Annotated in this window: 10 protein-coding genes; 6 read left to right on the top strand and 4 right to left on the bottom strand. The window is 58.5% G+C overall.

Features of this window, described 5'->3' with window-relative positions; all coding sequences use genetic code 11:
• Positions 1-227: 227 nt before the first annotated feature.
• Entirely contained in the window at positions 228-1,094 is an 867-nt protein-coding gene (gene hexR / locus J3P82_RS25620; RefSeq protein ID WP_003187110.1) for a transcriptional regulator HexR, read from the top strand.
• Positions 1,095-1,217: 123 nt separating this feature from the next.
• A complete protein-coding gene (locus tag J3P82_RS25615) occupies positions 1,218-1,427 on the top strand; it encodes a PA3496 family putative envelope integrity protein (protein ID WP_434559618.1) in 210 nt (69 codons plus the stop codon).
• Here J3P82_RS25615 and J3P82_RS25610 read toward each other — a convergent pair.
• Positions 1,369-2,331 (bottom strand): LysR family transcriptional regulator, encoded by a 963-nt coding sequence (locus J3P82_RS25610; RefSeq protein WP_434559616.1) that lies wholly within the window; start codon positions 2,329-2,331, stop codon positions 1,369-1,371. The two genes, J3P82_RS25615 and J3P82_RS25610, sit on opposite strands and share 59 nt — an antisense overlap.
• A 188-nt stretch (positions 2,332-2,519) precedes the next feature.
• On the opposite strand from J3P82_RS25610, the gene J3P82_RS25605 reads away from it, so the two are divergent.
• Positions 2,520-3,935: an acetyl-CoA carboxylase biotin carboxylase subunit gene (locus tag J3P82_RS25605; RefSeq protein WP_434559614.1), complete on the top strand. Its 1,416-nt coding sequence runs from the start codon at positions 2,520-2,522 to the stop codon at positions 3,933-3,935.
• A gap of 102 nt (positions 3,936-4,037) precedes the next feature.
• The gene (oadA, locus tag J3P82_RS25600; protein ID WP_434559612.1) at positions 4,038-5,846 is read left to right on the top strand and encodes a sodium-extruding oxaloacetate decarboxylase subunit alpha; all 1,809 of its coding nucleotides are present in this window, start codon (positions 4,038-4,040) and stop codon (positions 5,844-5,846) included.
• Positions 5,847-5,909: 63 nt separating this feature from the next.
• Here the strand turns inward: oadA and J3P82_RS25595 are convergent, their stop codons facing one another.
• From J3P82_RS25595 to J3P82_RS25585, 3 genes are all read right to left on the bottom strand, one after another.
• Complete coding sequence (locus J3P82_RS25595) at positions 5,910-7,934, bottom strand: autotransporter outer membrane beta-barrel domain-containing protein (protein WP_434559610.1); 2,025 nt, start codon at positions 7,932-7,934, stop codon at positions 5,910-5,912.
• A 207-nt stretch (positions 7,935-8,141) separates the two neighbouring features.
• Positions 8,142-8,975, bottom strand: a complete 834-nt coding sequence (locus J3P82_RS25590; RefSeq protein WP_434559608.1) for an amino acid ABC transporter permease — start codon at positions 8,973-8,975, stop codon at positions 8,142-8,144.
• Positions 8,972-9,793, bottom strand: coding sequence for an ABC transporter substrate-binding protein (locus tag J3P82_RS25585; RefSeq protein WP_434559606.1), 822 nt, complete (start codon positions 9,791-9,793; stop codon positions 8,972-8,974). Before J3P82_RS25585 ends, J3P82_RS25590 begins: the two co-directional genes overlap by 4 nt.
• 114 nt (positions 9,794-9,907) lie before the next feature.
• On the opposite strand from J3P82_RS25585, the gene J3P82_RS25580 reads away from it, so the two are divergent.
• Positions 9,908-10,807 carry a homocysteine S-methyltransferase family protein gene (locus J3P82_RS25580; RefSeq protein WP_434559604.1) on the top strand — a complete coding sequence of 300 codons (900 nt, stop codon included), beginning with the start codon at positions 9,908-9,910 and terminating at the stop codon, positions 10,805-10,807.
• Between the two features lie 150 nt (positions 10,808-10,957).
• Positions 10,958-15,910 carry a dermonecrotic toxin domain-containing protein gene (locus tag J3P82_RS25575; RefSeq protein ID WP_434559602.1) on the top strand — a complete coding sequence of 1,651 codons (4,953 nt, stop codon included), beginning with the start codon at positions 10,958-10,960 and terminating at the stop codon, positions 15,908-15,910.
• Positions 15,911-15,989 lie beyond the last annotated feature (79 nt).

The following is a 15,989-nucleotide window of genomic DNA, read 5'->3' as shown; positions in this document are numbered from 1 at the left end:
ATTGGACTTGTCGGTGACTACCGGCAGCGAAATTCCTTGGAGGGTGGGATCGGTTGCGCAAACTGTTTGCGTCCCGGCACAGGCTGCTACATCGGGCGATCCTCTGCCAAAACAAAGGGGCCGCGAGGCAATCCAGTTACGTTTTGGACGGGCAAAGCGCCAATTCTTGTAGTATAACTACAAGCTTGCTACATCCCGGCATCCGCCCATAACAAGAGTCCAGCCCCTTGAACCTGTTGCAACACATCGCCCAATCACGCCACCTGCTGCGCAAGTCGGAGCTGAAAGTCGCCGATCACGTACTGCTTGATCCGGCGGCCGTGATGCACAGTTCCATGGCTGATCTTGCCCACAGCGTCGGTATCAGCGAGCCGACCATCGTGCGTTTTTGCCGAGCCATCGGTTGTTCGGGTTTCCAGGATCTCAAACTCAAGTTGGCGCAGAGCCTGGCGGCTGGGGCGAGCTTCGGCCAGTTTGCCATCCATGAGGACGACTCAGTCGCGGACTACAGCCTGAAGATCTTCGACACGACCCTGCACACGCTGATGGAGGTTCGCGAGAAGCTCGACCCGGTGGCGTTGCAAAAAGCCGTGACGGCCATGTCCCAGGCCCAGCGTGTCGAGTTCTACGGTTTTGGCGCTTCCGGTGCGGTGGCCGCCGATGCACAGCACAAATTCTTCCGTTTGTTGCTCACCGCAGCGGCGTATTCCGACCCGCACATGCAGGCGATGTCAGCGGTCACGTTGAAACCCACCGATGTGGCAATCTGCATTTCCCAGTCGGGGCGGTCCAAGGACCTGTTGATCACCGCAAACCTGGTGCGCGAAAGCGGCGCCTCGTTGATCACCCTATGCCCGAGCCAGACTCCATTGGCTGAGCTGTCGACGGTGAACCTGGCGATCGATGTGCATGAAGACACCGAAATCTATACACCATTGACCTCGCGCATCGCCCATCTGGTGGTGATCGACGTGCTGGCGATGGGCGTCGCCATGGCCCGTGGCCCGAGCCTGGTCAACCACCTCAAGAGCGTGAAGCGCAGCCTTCGCAGCCTGCGGCTGTCGCCCAAGTCGGTGAAGGCGCTGGACGACTGAGCGCAGATCTTGGGGCCTTGGGGGGCATCTGCCCAAATTCATCGTTCTGTAACCGTCGCGCCGCCAAATCGTCATCCCGCGCCGTCATCTTGAAGCTCCCGTATACGTCTTGGGAGTCTCGACATGACCCAGTCCTACGAAGACCGCAGCGCCGTCAAAACCCGTCGTCAGCAGGAAGATCAGCGCCGCATGGCGTTCCGTCGTGCCATCGAAGACCGCTATGAACAGCGCCAGCTTCTGGCCCAGATCAGCGAATTTCCTGACGCGGTAGAGTTCAATTACTGGCAGGCAACACCGGCGGCTTCCCGTCGAAACGTTCAACCAGGGCGATGATCTGAGCGCGCTCGCCGCGTACGAACGCCAGGAAGGCATGCGCGACCGGTGACAAGCGCTTCGCCTTGGCCTGCACCAGGCACCAGCTGCGGTACAGCGGCAATTCCTCCACCGGTAATTCGATGAGCGCGCCGGACGATAGCTCCCGGCTTACGGCGTGGCGCGTCAACAGCGCCACGCCCAGCCCGGCTACCACGCATTCGCGCTGGGCCTCGGCCGACGCGACTTCCAGCGTCTGGGTGAAATGCACCCGTTTCTCCTTGAAGTATTCCTCGCAGGCCAGCCGCGTGCCGGACCCCGGTTCGCGTAACAGCAGCGTGTAAGGTTCCAGGTCCTGCAAACGCAGCGGACCCATATGGCACAGCGGATGGTCGGGCGGCGCCACGGCGACGATTGGATTGTTGAGAAATGGCAAGAATTCCAGCCCCATGTCCTGAGGCACCATGGACATGATCACCAGGTCGTCACGGTTGTCCGAGAGCCGTCGAATGACCTGGCCGCGATTGACCACCGTCAGATTCAAATTCACCTCAGGGTGTTGGCGCTTGAACGCGGCGAACAGGTGAGGGACGAAGTACTTGGCGCTGGATTCCACCGCAAGCTTCAGTTGGCCTTGCAGCGAACCCTGCATGTCCGAGAGCTGCATGTCGAGGTTTTCCAAGCGTCCAAAGATGTCCCGGCTGGCACGTTGCAGGGCCTCGGCGGCTTCGGTCATGTAGAGCTTTTTGCCAACGTACTCAAACAAGGGCTGGCCGATCAGCTCCTCCAAGGATCGAATTTGTAGGCTAACGGCCGGCTGTGTGAGAGACATTTCATCAGCTGCACGGCTGTAGGACCTTAGGTCGCACACCTCGTTGAAAATCTGCAATTGACGCAACGTCATACGCATCAACGACTTACGCATATCTGAAGTACCTTGGGCCGAGACGGATGCCGGAACTATAAGTCTTTGCTTATGCACCTCCCAACAAATATTCATTTTTGTTAATCCCCAGTCGGGACTAGTGTGGAGCTGCGACCAATTGTTACATCTGGTCACGCATCGGCCTGAACCTCAGGCCGTGGGTATCACCGGCTCAAGGGAACCTCCAATTGATAACAAAGATCCTGATCGCCAATCGTGGTGAGATTGCCGTCCGCATCGTCCGCGCTTGCGCCGAGATGGGCATCCGCTCGGTCGCGGTCTATTCCGACGCCGACCGCCACGCCTTGCATGTCAAGCGTGCGGACGAGGCCCACAGCATTGGCGCCGATCCGCTGGCCGGTTATCTCAACCCACGCAAACTGGTGAACCTGGCGGTGGAAACCGGTTGTGATGCGTTGCATCCCGGCTACGGTTTCCTTTCGGAAAACGCCGAACTGGCGGACATCTGCGCCGAGCGCGGCATCAAATTCATTGGCCCGTCGGCGGAAGTCATTCGCCGCATGGGCGACAAGACCGAAGCGCGCCGCAGCATGATCAAGGCCGGTGTGCCGGTCACGCCGGGCACCGAAGGCAACGTGGCGGGCATCGAAGAGGCCCTGACCGAAGGTGATCGGATTGGTTACCCGGTCATGCTCAAGGCTACGTCTGGTGGCGGCGGTCGCGGTATCCGTCGCTGCAATAGTCGCGAAGAACTCGAGCAGGCCTTCCCGCGAGTGATTTCCGAAGCCACCAAGGCATTTGGTTCGGCGGAACTGTTCCTGGAAAAATGCATCGTCAATCCCAAGCATATCGAAGCGCAGATCCTGGGCGACAGTTTCGGCAATGTGGTGCACCTGTTCGAACGCGACTGCTCGATCCAGCGCCGCAACCAGAAGCTGATCGAAATCGCCCCGAGCCCGCAGCTGACCCCCGAGCAGCGCGCTTACATCGGCGACCTGTCGGTACGCGCGGCCAAGGCCGTGGGCTATGAGAATGCCGGCACCGTGGAGTTTTTGCTCGCCGAAGGCGAGGTTTACTTCATGGAGATGAACACCCGGGTGCAGGTGGAACACACCATCACCGAAGAAATCACCGGTATCGACATCGTTCGCGAACAGATCCGCATCGCCTCCGGTCTGCCGTTGTCGGTCAAGCAGGAAGACATCCTGCACCGGGGTTTTGCGTTGCAGTTCCGCATCAACGCCGAGGACCCGAAAAACAACTTCCTCCCCAGCTTCGGCAAGATCACCCGCTACTACGCCCCTGGTGGGCCGGGTGTGCGCACCGACACGGCGATCTACACCGGCTACACCATCCCGCCGTTCTACGATTCGATGTGCCTGAAACTGGTGGTCTGGGCGTTGACCTGGGAAGAAGCGATGGACCGCGGCCTGCGAGCCCTGGATGACATGCGCCTGCAGGGGGTCAAGACCACCGCCGCGTATTACCAGGAGATCCTGCGCAATCCGGAATTCCGCAGCGGCCAGTTCAATACCAGCTTCGTTGAAAGCCATCCTGAACTGACCAACTACTCGATCAAGCGCAAACCCGAAGAGCTGGCCCTGGCCATCGCCGCCGCCATTGCCGCACACGCAGGCTTATGAATAAGCAGCTGCAAGCCCCAAGCTGCAAGCTGCAAGTAAAAGCCGATTCGCTCTTACTTGCCGCTTGTAGCTTGCCGCTTGTCGCTACGAGGAGATCGTGAAATGCCCAAGAAAATCTTTGTAACCGACACAATCCTGCGCGACGCCCACCAATCGCTGCTCGCCACGCGCATGCGCACCGAAGACATGCTGCCGATCTGCGACAAGCTCGACAAAGTCGGCTATTGGTCGCTGGAAGTCTGGGGCGGTGCCACCTTCGACGCCTGTGTGCGCTTCCTGAAGGAAGACCCGTGGGAGCGCCTGCGCCAACTGCGCGCGGCGCTGCCCAACACTCGCCTGCAAATGCTGCTGCGCGGCCAGAACCTGCTGGGCTACCGCCATTACAGCGATGACGTGGTCAAGGCGTTCGTGGCCAAGGCCGCCGTCAACGGCATTGACGTGTTCCGTATTTTCGATGCGATGAACGATGTGCGTAACCTGCGCGTCGCCATCGAAGCGGTGAAGGCCGCCGGCAAGCACGCCCAGGGCACCATCGCCTACACCACCAGCCCTGTGCATACCATCGAGGCGTTCGTAGCCCAGGCCAAGCAGATGGAAGCCATGGGTTGCGACTCGGTGGCGATCAAGGACATGGCCGGCCTGCTGACCCCGTACGCCACTGGCGAACTGGTGAAAGCGCTAAAGGCCGAGCAATCATTGCCGGTGTTCATCCACTCCCACGACACCGCTGGCCTGGCCGCGATGTGCCAACTCAAGGCCATTGAAAACGGTGCCGATCACATTGACACCGCGATCTCCAGCTTCGCCTGGGGCACCAGCCATCCGGGCACCGAGTCGATGGTCGCGGCCCTTAAAGGCAGTGAATTCGACACCGGGCTGGACCTGGAGTTGTTGCAGGAAATCGGCCTGTACTTCTACGCCGTGCGCAAGAAGTACCACCAGTTCGAAAGCCAGTTCACTGCCGTCGACACCCGCGTCCAGGTCAACCAGGTTCCGGGTGGGATGATTTCCAACCTTGCCAACCAGTTGAAGGAGCAGGGCGCACTGAACCGGATGAACGAAGTGCTGGCGGAGATCCCGCGCGTGCGCGAAGACCTCGGCTTCCCGCCGCTGGTGACTCCTACCTCGCAGATCGTCGGCACTCAAGCGTTCTTCAACGTGTTGGCCGGTGAGCGCTACAAGACCATCACCAACGAAGTGAAACTCTATCTGCAGGGTGGCTACGGCAAGGCTCCGGGTGCGGTGAACGAGAAGCTGCGTCGCCAGGCCATCGGCAGTGAAGACGTGATCGACGTCCGTCCGGCCGACCTGCTCAAGCCGGAAATGACCCGGCTGCGTGGAGAAATCGGCGCCTTGGCCAAATCCGAGGAAGACGTGCTGACCTATGCGATGTTTCCGGACATCGGTCGCAAGTTCCTCGAAGAACGCGACGCCGGCACCCTGACCCCTGAAGTGCTGCTGCCGATTCCCGAGGCGGGCAGCGTGAGTTCTGCGGGCGGCGAAGGCGTGCCAACCGAATTCGTCATCGATGTTCACGGTGAAACCTACCGCGTCGACATCACCGGTGTGGGCGTCAAGGCCGAAGGCAAGCGTCACTTCTACCTGTCCATTGATGGCATGCCGGAAGAAGTCGTGTTCGAACCGCTCAATGAGTTTGTCAGCGGCGGCAGCAGCAAGCGCAAGCAAGCCACTGCGCCAGGCCATGTCAGCACCACCATGCCGGGCAACATCGTCGATGTGCTGGTCAAGGAGGGCGACATGGTCAAGGCCGGCCAAGCGGTGCTGATTACCGAAGCGATGAAAATGGAGACCGAAGTGCAGGCGGCTATCGCCGGCAAGGTCACCGCCATTCACGTGGCCAAGGGCGACCGGGTCAACCCGGGCGAGATCCTGGTCGAGATCGAAGGCTGACTGAACAGCCTCGATACAACGTTTTAACCTCGGGGGGGCATGTGCTCCCCTTTTTTTGGCCCGTCAGAACATCATTCGCCATTGTCCCATCAGCGTTCCGTTGCGGTTGTCCTGGCCGGTTTCGCCGCTGTAACTCAATCCCAAGGTATGCCGGGGCGAAACGGCCAGGTCCAGCCCCGCTTGCAGCAGCAGGCTGTCACGGTCCAACTCGACCCCTTCGATCATATAAGTCCTGCCGCCGTTAGCCAGCTGTTGATGGGAGCTGCCCCCGATATCGCCGTATAGGTGTTTCCAGGCAACATCCAGGTGCGGTGTCAACCGTATGCCTTGGTCGAACACAAAAGGACGGGCGAGGCGCAGGCCCAGGTCGCTGTTGTAGTGTTCCTGGGTTTGACCGTTGTACTGCAACGCGGCGTCGCCACCTTTTTCCGAGTAGGCGTCGCGTTGATAGCGTTGGTAGCCCACTTGGACGTAGGGCTCTATATCGAATTGTCCGACGTCCAGGTTGTAGCCGACCTGTCCAAAGACCTGTTGCGTCGTGGCGTCGTAACGACCCTTGAGGCGGTCCCTGAATCCATTGAACGCGACATGGCGCTTGGTGCTGCCGTCATGACTGCCATAGACAGCGCCCAGGCGCAGCGCCAGCGGCCCGTCCTGACGCAAGGCGTACGCGCCTGCGAGCCAACTGTCGAGCGCTCCTTCGAATCGATAACTTTCCAGCCGTGTCTGGGTCTTGCTGCCGATGATGCCCAGCCGCCAATCGGGCGTGACAGCCCAATCGGTTCCCAGCATCAGGCCCTTTGTCGAATGTTCAAGGGCAAAGCTACCCAGTTCCTTGGCGAGGCTGCCGCTGTTGCCGATGGCCTGGACCCAGACTTGACCGTTGTCATGCTTACCCATGGGGTTATTGCGGCCCATCGCCGAGAGCATTCCCGAGCTGATCGGTGCGACGCTGCTCAGGGTGGCGTTGCCCAGGTCGGCGGTGTCGTAGCCACTCAACTGGTCGAGGGCACTGGCGGCGGTGATCAGGTTGCTGCCGAGCAGGGCGTTGACGGCGGTATTGGGTTGCGGGGCGGGGCTGGCCGGTTGCGGCTCGTTGATGCTGTCCGCAACCGATCGAGCGGGATCAGAGGTGGCCGCCACGTTGATTGGAAGGCCGGTGCGCGCGTAGCTCAGGCTGACCTGCGTCGCGGTGGAGTGCATTGTTGCCGTCATGTATGGCAGCTCGCTGATTACCGGCCCAAATGCACCGATGATCTGTCCCGCTTTGATGACGGTGTGCTCTTTCGCCCCGACGTACTCGCCGGGTACACCGACAATCTTCAGCGTCGCGTTGTTCAAGGTTGCGGCGTTTTCAACCTTGATCGTTGAGCTGTGGCCCTCAGCGTCTACGCCATAGATCAATACAGCGGTTGGGGAAAACGTTAAATCCTTGGCGGAGGGGGCACCTATTTCATGGCCAACCTCCAACCGACCTTTTACGTTCAGCAAGCCCACTGAGCCCGGACCGCTGAACGTTGCATCCTGTTGAACATCTACCCGGCCAGTTACGGTTCCGGAGTTCACCATGCGAGCGCCCGGTTCGACAGTCACGTTATTTGCAACGTCCCCCTTGTTGTCAAAATCACCGAGGACCCCGATCTGTCCGGTGAGATGGCCGGTGTTGATCAATTTCGTTTTCGACTCGATCACGCCCCAGCCAGCGAAGCTTGTGGTGTGCTCCCACTCGCCATGGGTGACGTGCAAAGCCTGGAAGTTGCGGGTCTCCGGCAATTGGGAAGACGTTGCATCGCCTAATTGCAGGATGTTGGTTCCACCGCCGCCATCAACAATCCCGCCGAACATGCCATTGGCGCTGACGTTGACAACGTCATTGGCCTTGGTCAGTTTCAAGCCGGTTTTGCGAGGTTTATCGATAGTGTGCTGTTTGGTATCTGGCGCTTCTGCGACGGCCTTCAGGCGCTCCTGCAACTCGGCAGTGGTGAAGATTTCAGCAGGTTGCTGAGCCATCGAGACATCGGCGAAACCGACTGCCAGCGCGATTGCCAAAGCGAGGTGCTGAGGCAGGAATAGGTGTTGGGTAGGCATCGAATGCGGCTCTTATGAAATGAGTCCGCACTTTAAAAATTCCCCCTGAGAGACGATGCCAGCCAACTCGTCGCCGCTGGCGAGACATGGCGATGAAGCTCGTAGGCTGTCCGTGCCGCGATCACCGCATCGCTGCATTGGCACTCGTGATCGCAGGCTTTGCCCTACACCGTTCTCGGATCGTTCCGTTTGACGACGTGCCGCCGATCAACTGCGCTTGAGATAAGCCTTCCCATAATGCCGCTCCATCCGCGCCTGAATCAGCTCCAGCGCAATGGACATCAACCAGTAGATGATCGCCGCCGTAGTCAGCATTTCGATATAGCGATAGCTCGATCGACCGTAGGATTGCGCCAAAAACATCACCTCCCAAACCCCCATCACCGAGATCAGCGAGGAGTCCTTGAGCATGGAGATGAATTGGTTGGTCGTCGGCGGGATGATGGTGCGCATGGCCTGGGGCAGGGTGACGCGCCAGAAGATCACGGTTTCGCCCATGCCCAGCGCCAGCGAGGCTTCGCGTTGGCCGTGGGGCACGCCGAGGATGCCGGCGCGAAAGATTTCGCTCAGGTAGGCGCCGTAGTTCAGCGACAGGGCGATGATCCCGGCAGCGATGGCGCCGGGCACGACGCCCAGTTGGGGCAGGCCCAGGTAGATCAGCAGGATCTGGATCAGCAGTGGCGTGCCGCGAAAGAACGAGGCGTAGAAACTGGCGATGCCGAACGCCACCGCGCTGCTGGACAGCCGCGCCAGGGCGGTGATGAAACCCAGCAGAGAGGAAGCGAAGATCGAGCATACGCATAGGAACAACGTCAGCACCGCGCCCTGCAAAAAGCCATTGGGCGCCAGGTGCACGCCCAGCAGGTTCGGCAGTTTGTCGAGGATGATCGAGAACTTCAGGTCGAAGCTCAGGAAGAAACTCGCGAACAGCACCAACATCGCCGCCCAGGTCAGGTACAACCGGGTGCGAAAACCGAAGATCCTTTTCAGGCGTGACTCAGCCACCGGTGGCGGTGGCTGAGGGGGTGGAAAAGAAGTCATTGGCTGATATCGGCGCCGATCCATTTCTGCGAGAGTTTGCTCAAGGTGCCGTCCTGTTTCAACTGAGCGAAGACTTCACGCACCTTGCTGTTCCACTCGGCGTCACCCTTTTCGATAGCGACCGAGTTGGGCTCGGAATACAGCGCCTCGCCCGCCAGTTTGAAACGCTTGTCTTCGGTCAGGCGCGGCTGCGCGGTCACCAGGTTGGTCAGCACTGCATCCAGTCGCACCCCGGCGCCGAGGCCCAAGTCTTGGAACGCTACGTTGTCGGTGTCGTACGGGGCGATCTGCACGTCCTCGAACGGATAGCTCAGTTGGGTATCTTCAGCGCCTTCGATGACCAGGTTCTTGTTCAGGTAGCTCTCGTAGCTGGAGGCGCTGGTGAGGCCGACTTTCTTGCCGCTCAGGTCCTTGGCGCCGTGGATACGATCGTCCTTGGCGTTGACCACGATCACCGCTGGCGAGGCGTAGTACTGCACCGGGAAATCGAACACTTCGGCGCGCGCCTTGCTCGGCGTCATGGAGCAGATGCAGATGTCATAGCGCCCGCTCCAGTGACCGGCCGCGATCACGTCCCATGAAGGCGTTTCCAGGCGCAGCTTCACGCCCAGTTTTTCAGCGACTGCCTTGGCGACGTCCACGTCAAAACCATCGAGTTGGTTTTGATCGTTGAGGAACGAGAAGGGTGGATAGCTTTCCATCATTACACCGACCATCTCCTTCTTCTGTTCGATGCGATCCAGCGTGGCGCCGGCGAACGCTTGCGAAGAGGCGCCCAGAAGAGTCAGGCCCAGGGCCAGCAACGGTTGTAATTTCATGTGACGTGCCCTGTTAGAAAAATAAGTTGTAGTTCTCAGATTGGTGCGTATTAAATAGTTATAAGAACGACTCCGGTAGTGAGTATTTTTCATAAGCTTATGAGTGAATCGCATATGGCCGCAGCAACGACAGTCATTCTCGATGGCGGCATGGGCCGCGAACTGCAACGCCGGGGCGCGCCGTTCCGACAGCCCGAGTGGTCGGCGCTGGCCTTGAGCGAAGCGCCCGAGGCGGTAGAAGCCGTGCACGCGGCCTACATTGCCAGCGGCGCCAACGTCATCACGAGCAACAGCTACGCCGTGGTGCCGTTCCACATTGGCGAGGCGCGTTTCGCCGCCGAAGGCCAGGCCTTGGCCGCGCTGGCGGGTGAGTTGGCGCAACGGGCGGTACAGGCTTGCGGCAAAGCGGTTCGGGTGGCCGGGTCGCTGCCGCCGCTGTTCGGTTCCTACCGGCCGGACCTGTTCGATGCTTCTCGTGCCAATGAACTGTTGACGCCCCTGGTGAACGGCCTGGCGCCCCATGTCGACTTATGGCTGGCCGAGACCCAAAGCTCCACGGTCGAAGCGCGGGCGATTCACGCCGGTCTGCCGAAAGACGGCAAGCCGTTCTGGCTGTCGTTCACCTTGAAAGATGAAGACACCGATGAAGTGCCACGCCTGCGTTCTGGCGAGCCGGTGGCAGACGCCGCAGCGGTGGCGGCGGAACTGGGTGTCGAAGTGCTGCTGTTCAACTGCAGCCAACCGGAAGTGATCGGCGCCGCCATCGATGCGGCGCGGGACACCTTCGAACGCTTGGGGGTGAAGATCGCCATCGGTGCCTACGCCAACGCTTTCCCGCCGCAACCGAAGGAAGCGACCGCCAACGACGGCTTGGACCCGCTGCGCGAAGACCTCGATCCGCCAGGATATCTACGGTGGGCGGCTGACTGGCGCCAGCGCGGGGCGAGTCATCTGGGCGGTTGCTGCGGCATCGGGCCCGAGCATATCGCGGTGCTGGCGCAACGGTTGGGTTAATCCGCCTGGCGTTGGCGCCACGGCTGCGGACCTTCTTACATTTAAACTTACGGTTTTGCGGATAGGTTCGCGTCGCCTATATATATGTATGTCATTTGTGGTTGGCCAGCGCGATAGGTTCTTCGCTTTCCAACCACAATGGACAGTCAGATGCCTATTTCCTCAGGAAATGGACCCGACACTTTGTCGCTCCCTCATGTTTCTCAATTACCCGCCCTCGGCCAGACCTCCGACTTATCGAGCCCCCCCCAGGAGAAGGCGCAGGCAACGCTGTTAGGCCTGCTGGACATAAACCAGGCAGAACTGACGCGGTTGTTTGCCGGCCTTCCGACATTCGACACAGCGCTCAAGAATCTGATGGTCAATACGATCAAGGCGAAGATTCCCGAAAACAAGTTTCGTGCTTTGTTGCTTGAGCAAATCGACCCAGATCACGGGTACGTGAATCATTACTCCACTGAGTCGGACGGTGCACGTTCGTTGACCGCCTCGAAGAGTTTCAGCGAGGTTATGTGGGGTGGCTTATCGACCGGTTTGCCGCCCAACTACACGGGGAAGTCCTTGGGTTTTTTTATCCGCCCGGACAGCGTTGACGAACGTGACAGCATATTTGTCGACCCTGTGGATACGCAGATATCAAAGGCCATGGAAACGGCGCTTTATATCGAAAACCCGACAACCAACGACCGAATCAAGCAGCAGTTTCGCCAGGAGCTTGCGCTGTTTCGAAGTCAAAAATACGAGGGGGGCTCGCTCGGTACGACCACGTCGTTGACGGTGGAAACCGCCTTTGCGCATTTGCTTTCGCAACGATTCCTGCACCTTTTCGATTTATATAAGGTTGATCGGGATGCAGACGGTCAAACCCGCGGCAATGCCAGCGCTCGGGATGCGGACGAAGACCGCCTGCTGGACATCATCACGACTCATCCTTCGAAGCTGGACAGAAGTCGATTGATGCGAGATCCAATTCCGCAGGTCTATTGCGTCATGCTCGATGGGGAAGCCAACGCACTTCAAAAGTGGCCCGCTGCGATGGTCATCAAACGAGCGGACCGAGAGGCGTTGTTTCTCTACTCCCTGGAAAGCGGATTGCAGCGATTTTCCTCTTTTAAGGAATTGGTCAATAAAGTCCAACCGGTCTACAAGGAACATCAGCGCACGATCCGGAATATTTCTTCTGAACTGTCCGGGCACGTCTTTGATGTTGCGGCAGAGGACTTGCTGCACCTGCAACGCGCCGCGCTTGAAGCCGCACTGGGTGCGCCTGAAAACAAAATGATCGCGGTCAGGGCCTTTGCCAACAAACTGGAAGCCGCACTGCTTTTGCCCATGCTGTCGCTCCTCGGTCCGTTGCTTTTCCGTGCGGCAACAACAATCGAGAACAAACGCCCCAATTTCTATAAAACCGCAACGCCCTTGGAACAAGCCCACTATCGTCGTCTTGAAGAACGGGTCATGGACGCGGCCTCTCGATTGGCTGGCGGGGTCCAGGGGCTGGAGCAGTTCGCCCGCGAGAAAATCAAGGATTACCTTCATCAAACCGTGCACCTGGATATCAAACCAGACCCAGACAAGACAACGATTACGCTTTTCTCAGGAACAAGCCCGGATCCAAGGAATTCGCGTGTTACCAGTTTGACTCAGCTGATGCTCGATAATGTCCGCCCGCTTCACTACCCGAACGCGATGAGGGAGCTATTGCCGGTGTATCTGGTCGACCGAGATAGCCAACGCATTTCGCACCCAGTCGCTGGCTCTCCGATCACGTTGAAGGGAGACGAGCTTGCCAAGATGGCAACAACGCTCGATATCGGCGGAAACTACGAAATCCAGCTTCAAAACGAGCTGAATAAGCCTGCTTATAAATCGGCTTGGCAGACAGCGTACCTGGCCAACTTGAAGTTCAAGCGCTACGAGGCGACGCTCAAGGGGAGCGAAGTATTCAAGGTCGAGGTGCTTGATAAGAGCCTCAAGCCACCGAAATCCAGAAAGCTACTCGCGCTCTGGTTGAATGCCATTTTGAAATCGCCGACGGCAGCTGGACGTGGTCTGGTCTGCGAGCGACGGGTGCATGTCTTTGGTCTTCTGCTGGGCGGAAGCGTGGGCATCGGTGGGCAGGACGGGACGATGGGCAACGCGGCCAGCATCGACGGCGCGCTGATTTTTTCGGATCAGGAAGGACCGGTGATCAAGGGAACCGTCGGCGTCTATCTCCCTGACGGTCCCGAGGGCAATGACCTTCATGAGTTCTCTGATTTGAGCGATGGCATTACAGCTCTTCTTCAACAAGCGGCGTGGCAGAAGTACTTTCGTTCACGCATCAGCAGTGTCGACGAAGAAGAGATCAAAGATCTGCTGGGGCAGCACCGTCGCCGTCCTCTCATTCGGGTGGTGTTGATGACGGGGGATTTTCTGAAAACCTTTCATCAGGCACACGTCAACTTTCACAAGGCCTACGCGGATCATCGCTCTACCAGCAACCGCGATATCCAACGTCAAACTGCGCTCAGGCTCGGCATGATGGCGGTAGAAGCCATCATGGACGTGGTCGGTCTGCTTTTTACGCCGGGCTTTCGATTGCTCAAGAGTGCGGTGGACATTGGTTACCGGGCGTTCAGGACTGGGATTCCAATGGATCTGAAAACTTTGATCCGGGTGCACAATCTCGTTTCACGCAGAGGCCGACGTTCTGTCCGTGAAGTAATTCTCGCTCTAGAAGGGCAGGGGTTTTCCTTGAACATGGCCGCCCGTCAGGCCCAGGGCGATGTCTTTGCGGGGTTGCCCTTGGAAGAGACGCTTTATCGCCGTTATGCCGTGAGTGATGCGTCTTTGCTTCAAGGGGTTTCGGCGGATACTCACGGCTTTTATCGCCCTACCGTCACCGATAGTGTCACCGGCAGCGTGACTCGTCCCGTGTATGTTCGGCAAGCCGATGGGACGGTGTTCCGCGTACACGATCACACTCGGTTGAACGCTATCGAAGCCACGCTGGTCGACCCGGTGACCGGCTTGAGTATCCGTTCAAGCGGAGTGATGAGAAGTACGGTGGCACGAATGCCCGATGGCGAGTGGCGAGCCGTGGGATTTGGCCGTGGAGGAGGAAAGCGCTCGGGTGACACCCCCCCTCAACCAGGGTCTTCAAAGCCTAAAGTGCCCGCCTTGTCGCGAATGTCCGACTCAATACGCACGCCAGGCAGTTGGGACAATGAAATCATGGACCTGGTCCCAGCCATCATGACTCGCCTTGAGCGTTGGCCGCAAAACCGAAGTCTGCTGATCCGGGATGAAACATCAGCGGAAAATTATTGGTCGGTGCGTTTTACCCCGGGGCAGAATGAGCGCATCTATCCTTTGCGTCTTCACCCTGATGCGTCGGCCAATGACGTCGTCCTGAGTCGAGTCGGTAGTAATCATTACCGCTTGATCCTGAACGATCGTGTCGTAGATATCCCTGCCGATGGCGATTGCTTCTTCAATGCCGTTGCCCAAGGCCTGAACGAGGGGCAGGCGCAGGGTACGTTTTCAGTACAGGGGCTGCGTAACGAGGCCGCTGACTATATCGATCAACATCCAGAATTGAGGCAATACCTGCCGGCCCGAGAAGGCCCAGGCGTGCAGCTGGCGCTGTTTCATAACGCCCCCGCACTGAAAAATATGCTGGACATCGATGCGTTCACCGAACTGACACGGATCATCCATGGAGCCCCTAACCCGCATGGATTATTCCAGCCCGCTCTTAACTACTTGGACCTGATTGTCAGCAGAGTGGGGCGTGAAACATTGTATCGAGCGGAAAATGCCCGGTTACCAGCAGAAATATTCCAGCTCATTGGCCGCGAGCTATCCCCCCATTCCCCTGGCCGGTTACGCCGTTGGTATGGCCCTCTCTCATTGGAAGAACAGCAATCCTTGCAAAACACCTTGGAGAGCATTCTGTTGGCGCCCGTTGAGAGTGGCTATCTCACCGCAGTGCTTGAACACGATCACCTTATATTAGGTGCCGATCAGTTTCATATCATGCTCGAGTACGGCGTCACCGCCCAAGAATTGTCATGGAATCATCCGCACTCCGAAGATTTCTTTGCCATGTTCGATCCGGCAACCCATGGTCAACTCGACGAGGATCAGCTCGACGAACTCGGCGTTTCCCTGGTGTCCAGCGAAGAGTTGGAGGCGCTGGCGCAAAGACTCAAGCAGGCCACCGGTTACGTGCTCGAGGACGAAGAGCAGCTGCTGAGTGCCTACATAGACGACAATAACGCGGACCGTACGAGAAGCCTCTATCGCGGGGCGCTTGGGCGTTTTCCAGAGCTACAAAGACGGGCTCGAATTCTGCTGAGATCGTCGGTGATCGAGTGGACGCTGGGCGACCAGCTGAGGGTGAGCTTGTTTGCGAGTTGGTTGCGCAATCCGGCGCTGTCTGACGAGCGCCTTCGATTGATTGCCGCGTACGCCAGCACCCGCTATCGGGAGTTGTTATTCGATCATGACCTCGACATCAGCTGGATGCAGCCATTCGATGATCAGAATGTGCAGAGCTTCATCACTCATCAGGAGGAGTTGAGGGCGTTCCGGACGTTTTTGCTGGGGGCAGATGACGAGGAGGACATTTTTAGCGTTTCTAAACAGATGCCTTCAAACATCAGGATCAGACTTCTGTTCAACACCCCGGACTTGTGGAACTCCCTGCAGCGGTTTCCACTCGATCAAGCCAGGCAAGTCTGGGGGGATCTGGTGGGGCCGCACTTTAGCGATACCCATATTCGCTTGGCGCTCGAACGGCCTGACGCGTTACGTTCGGAGTTGGATTTTGCATTGGCACTGCAAGCCAGCCTTGGACAGGAGGAGGCCCGTGCGAATCGGATTATCCAAGGCCTTTTCGGTTTCGGCCAACGGCGAGCACAACAGTATCTGTACAATTTTGAGTTCCCCAGCCAGCGTCTTGGGCATAGCCGTCTGGACTTCGCATTGCACCTGGAAAGTCATCTGCAGATACCGGACTGGGCTTGGCAATATGCCAGGGAAGGCGTGACGCCGGACTCGCTGAAATCGTTCGGAATCATGAAAGCGGCAAAACCAAGCGAAGATAAAATCAATTAACCGATGAACATGCGCGCCGGCACACAGCGTGCCGGCGCTTCCGCTTTAAATGGCGTCTTTGGTAGCCCGTACAACGTGG

Origin of the sequence: Pseudomonas sp. Z4-20, assembly GCF_051131955.1 — a bacterium.
In the GTDB taxonomy this organism is placed as follows: domain Bacteria; phylum Pseudomonadota; class Gammaproteobacteria; order Pseudomonadales; family Pseudomonadaceae; genus Aquipseudomonas; species Aquipseudomonas marvdashtae.
This window is presented reverse-complemented; position numbering and strand designations above follow the sequence as displayed.

Excerpts from the sequence above, each read along its gene's own strand:
- J3P82_RS25580 (WP_434559604.1), top strand. The coding sequence starts at position 9,908 with ATGGCCGCAGCAACGACAGTCATTCTCGATGGCGGCATGGGCCGCGAA.
- J3P82_RS25610 (WP_434559616.1), bottom strand. The coding sequence starts at position 2,331 with ATGCGTAAGTCGTTGATGCGTATGACGTTGCGTCAATTGCAGATTTTC.
- oadA (WP_434559612.1), top strand. The coding sequence starts at position 4,038 with ATGCCCAAGAAAATCTTTGTAACCGACACAATCCTGCGCGACGCCCAC.
- J3P82_RS25595 (WP_434559610.1), bottom strand. The coding sequence starts at position 7,934 with ATGCCTACCCAACACCTATTCCTGCCTCAGCACCTCGCTTTGGCAATC.
- J3P82_RS25590 (WP_434559608.1), bottom strand. The coding sequence starts at position 8,975 with ATGACTTCTTTTCCACCCCCTCAGCCACCGCCACCGGTGGCTGAGTCA.
- J3P82_RS25585 (WP_434559606.1), bottom strand. The coding sequence starts at position 9,793 with ATGAAATTACAACCGTTGCTGGCCCTGGGCCTGACTCTTCTGGGCGCC.
- J3P82_RS25575 (WP_434559602.1), top strand. The coding sequence starts at position 10,958 with ATGCCTATTTCCTCAGGAAATGGACCCGACACTTTGTCGCTCCCTCAT.
- J3P82_RS25615 (WP_434559618.1), top strand. The coding sequence starts at position 1,218 with ATGACCCAGTCCTACGAAGACCGCAGCGCCGTCAAAACCCGTCGTCAG.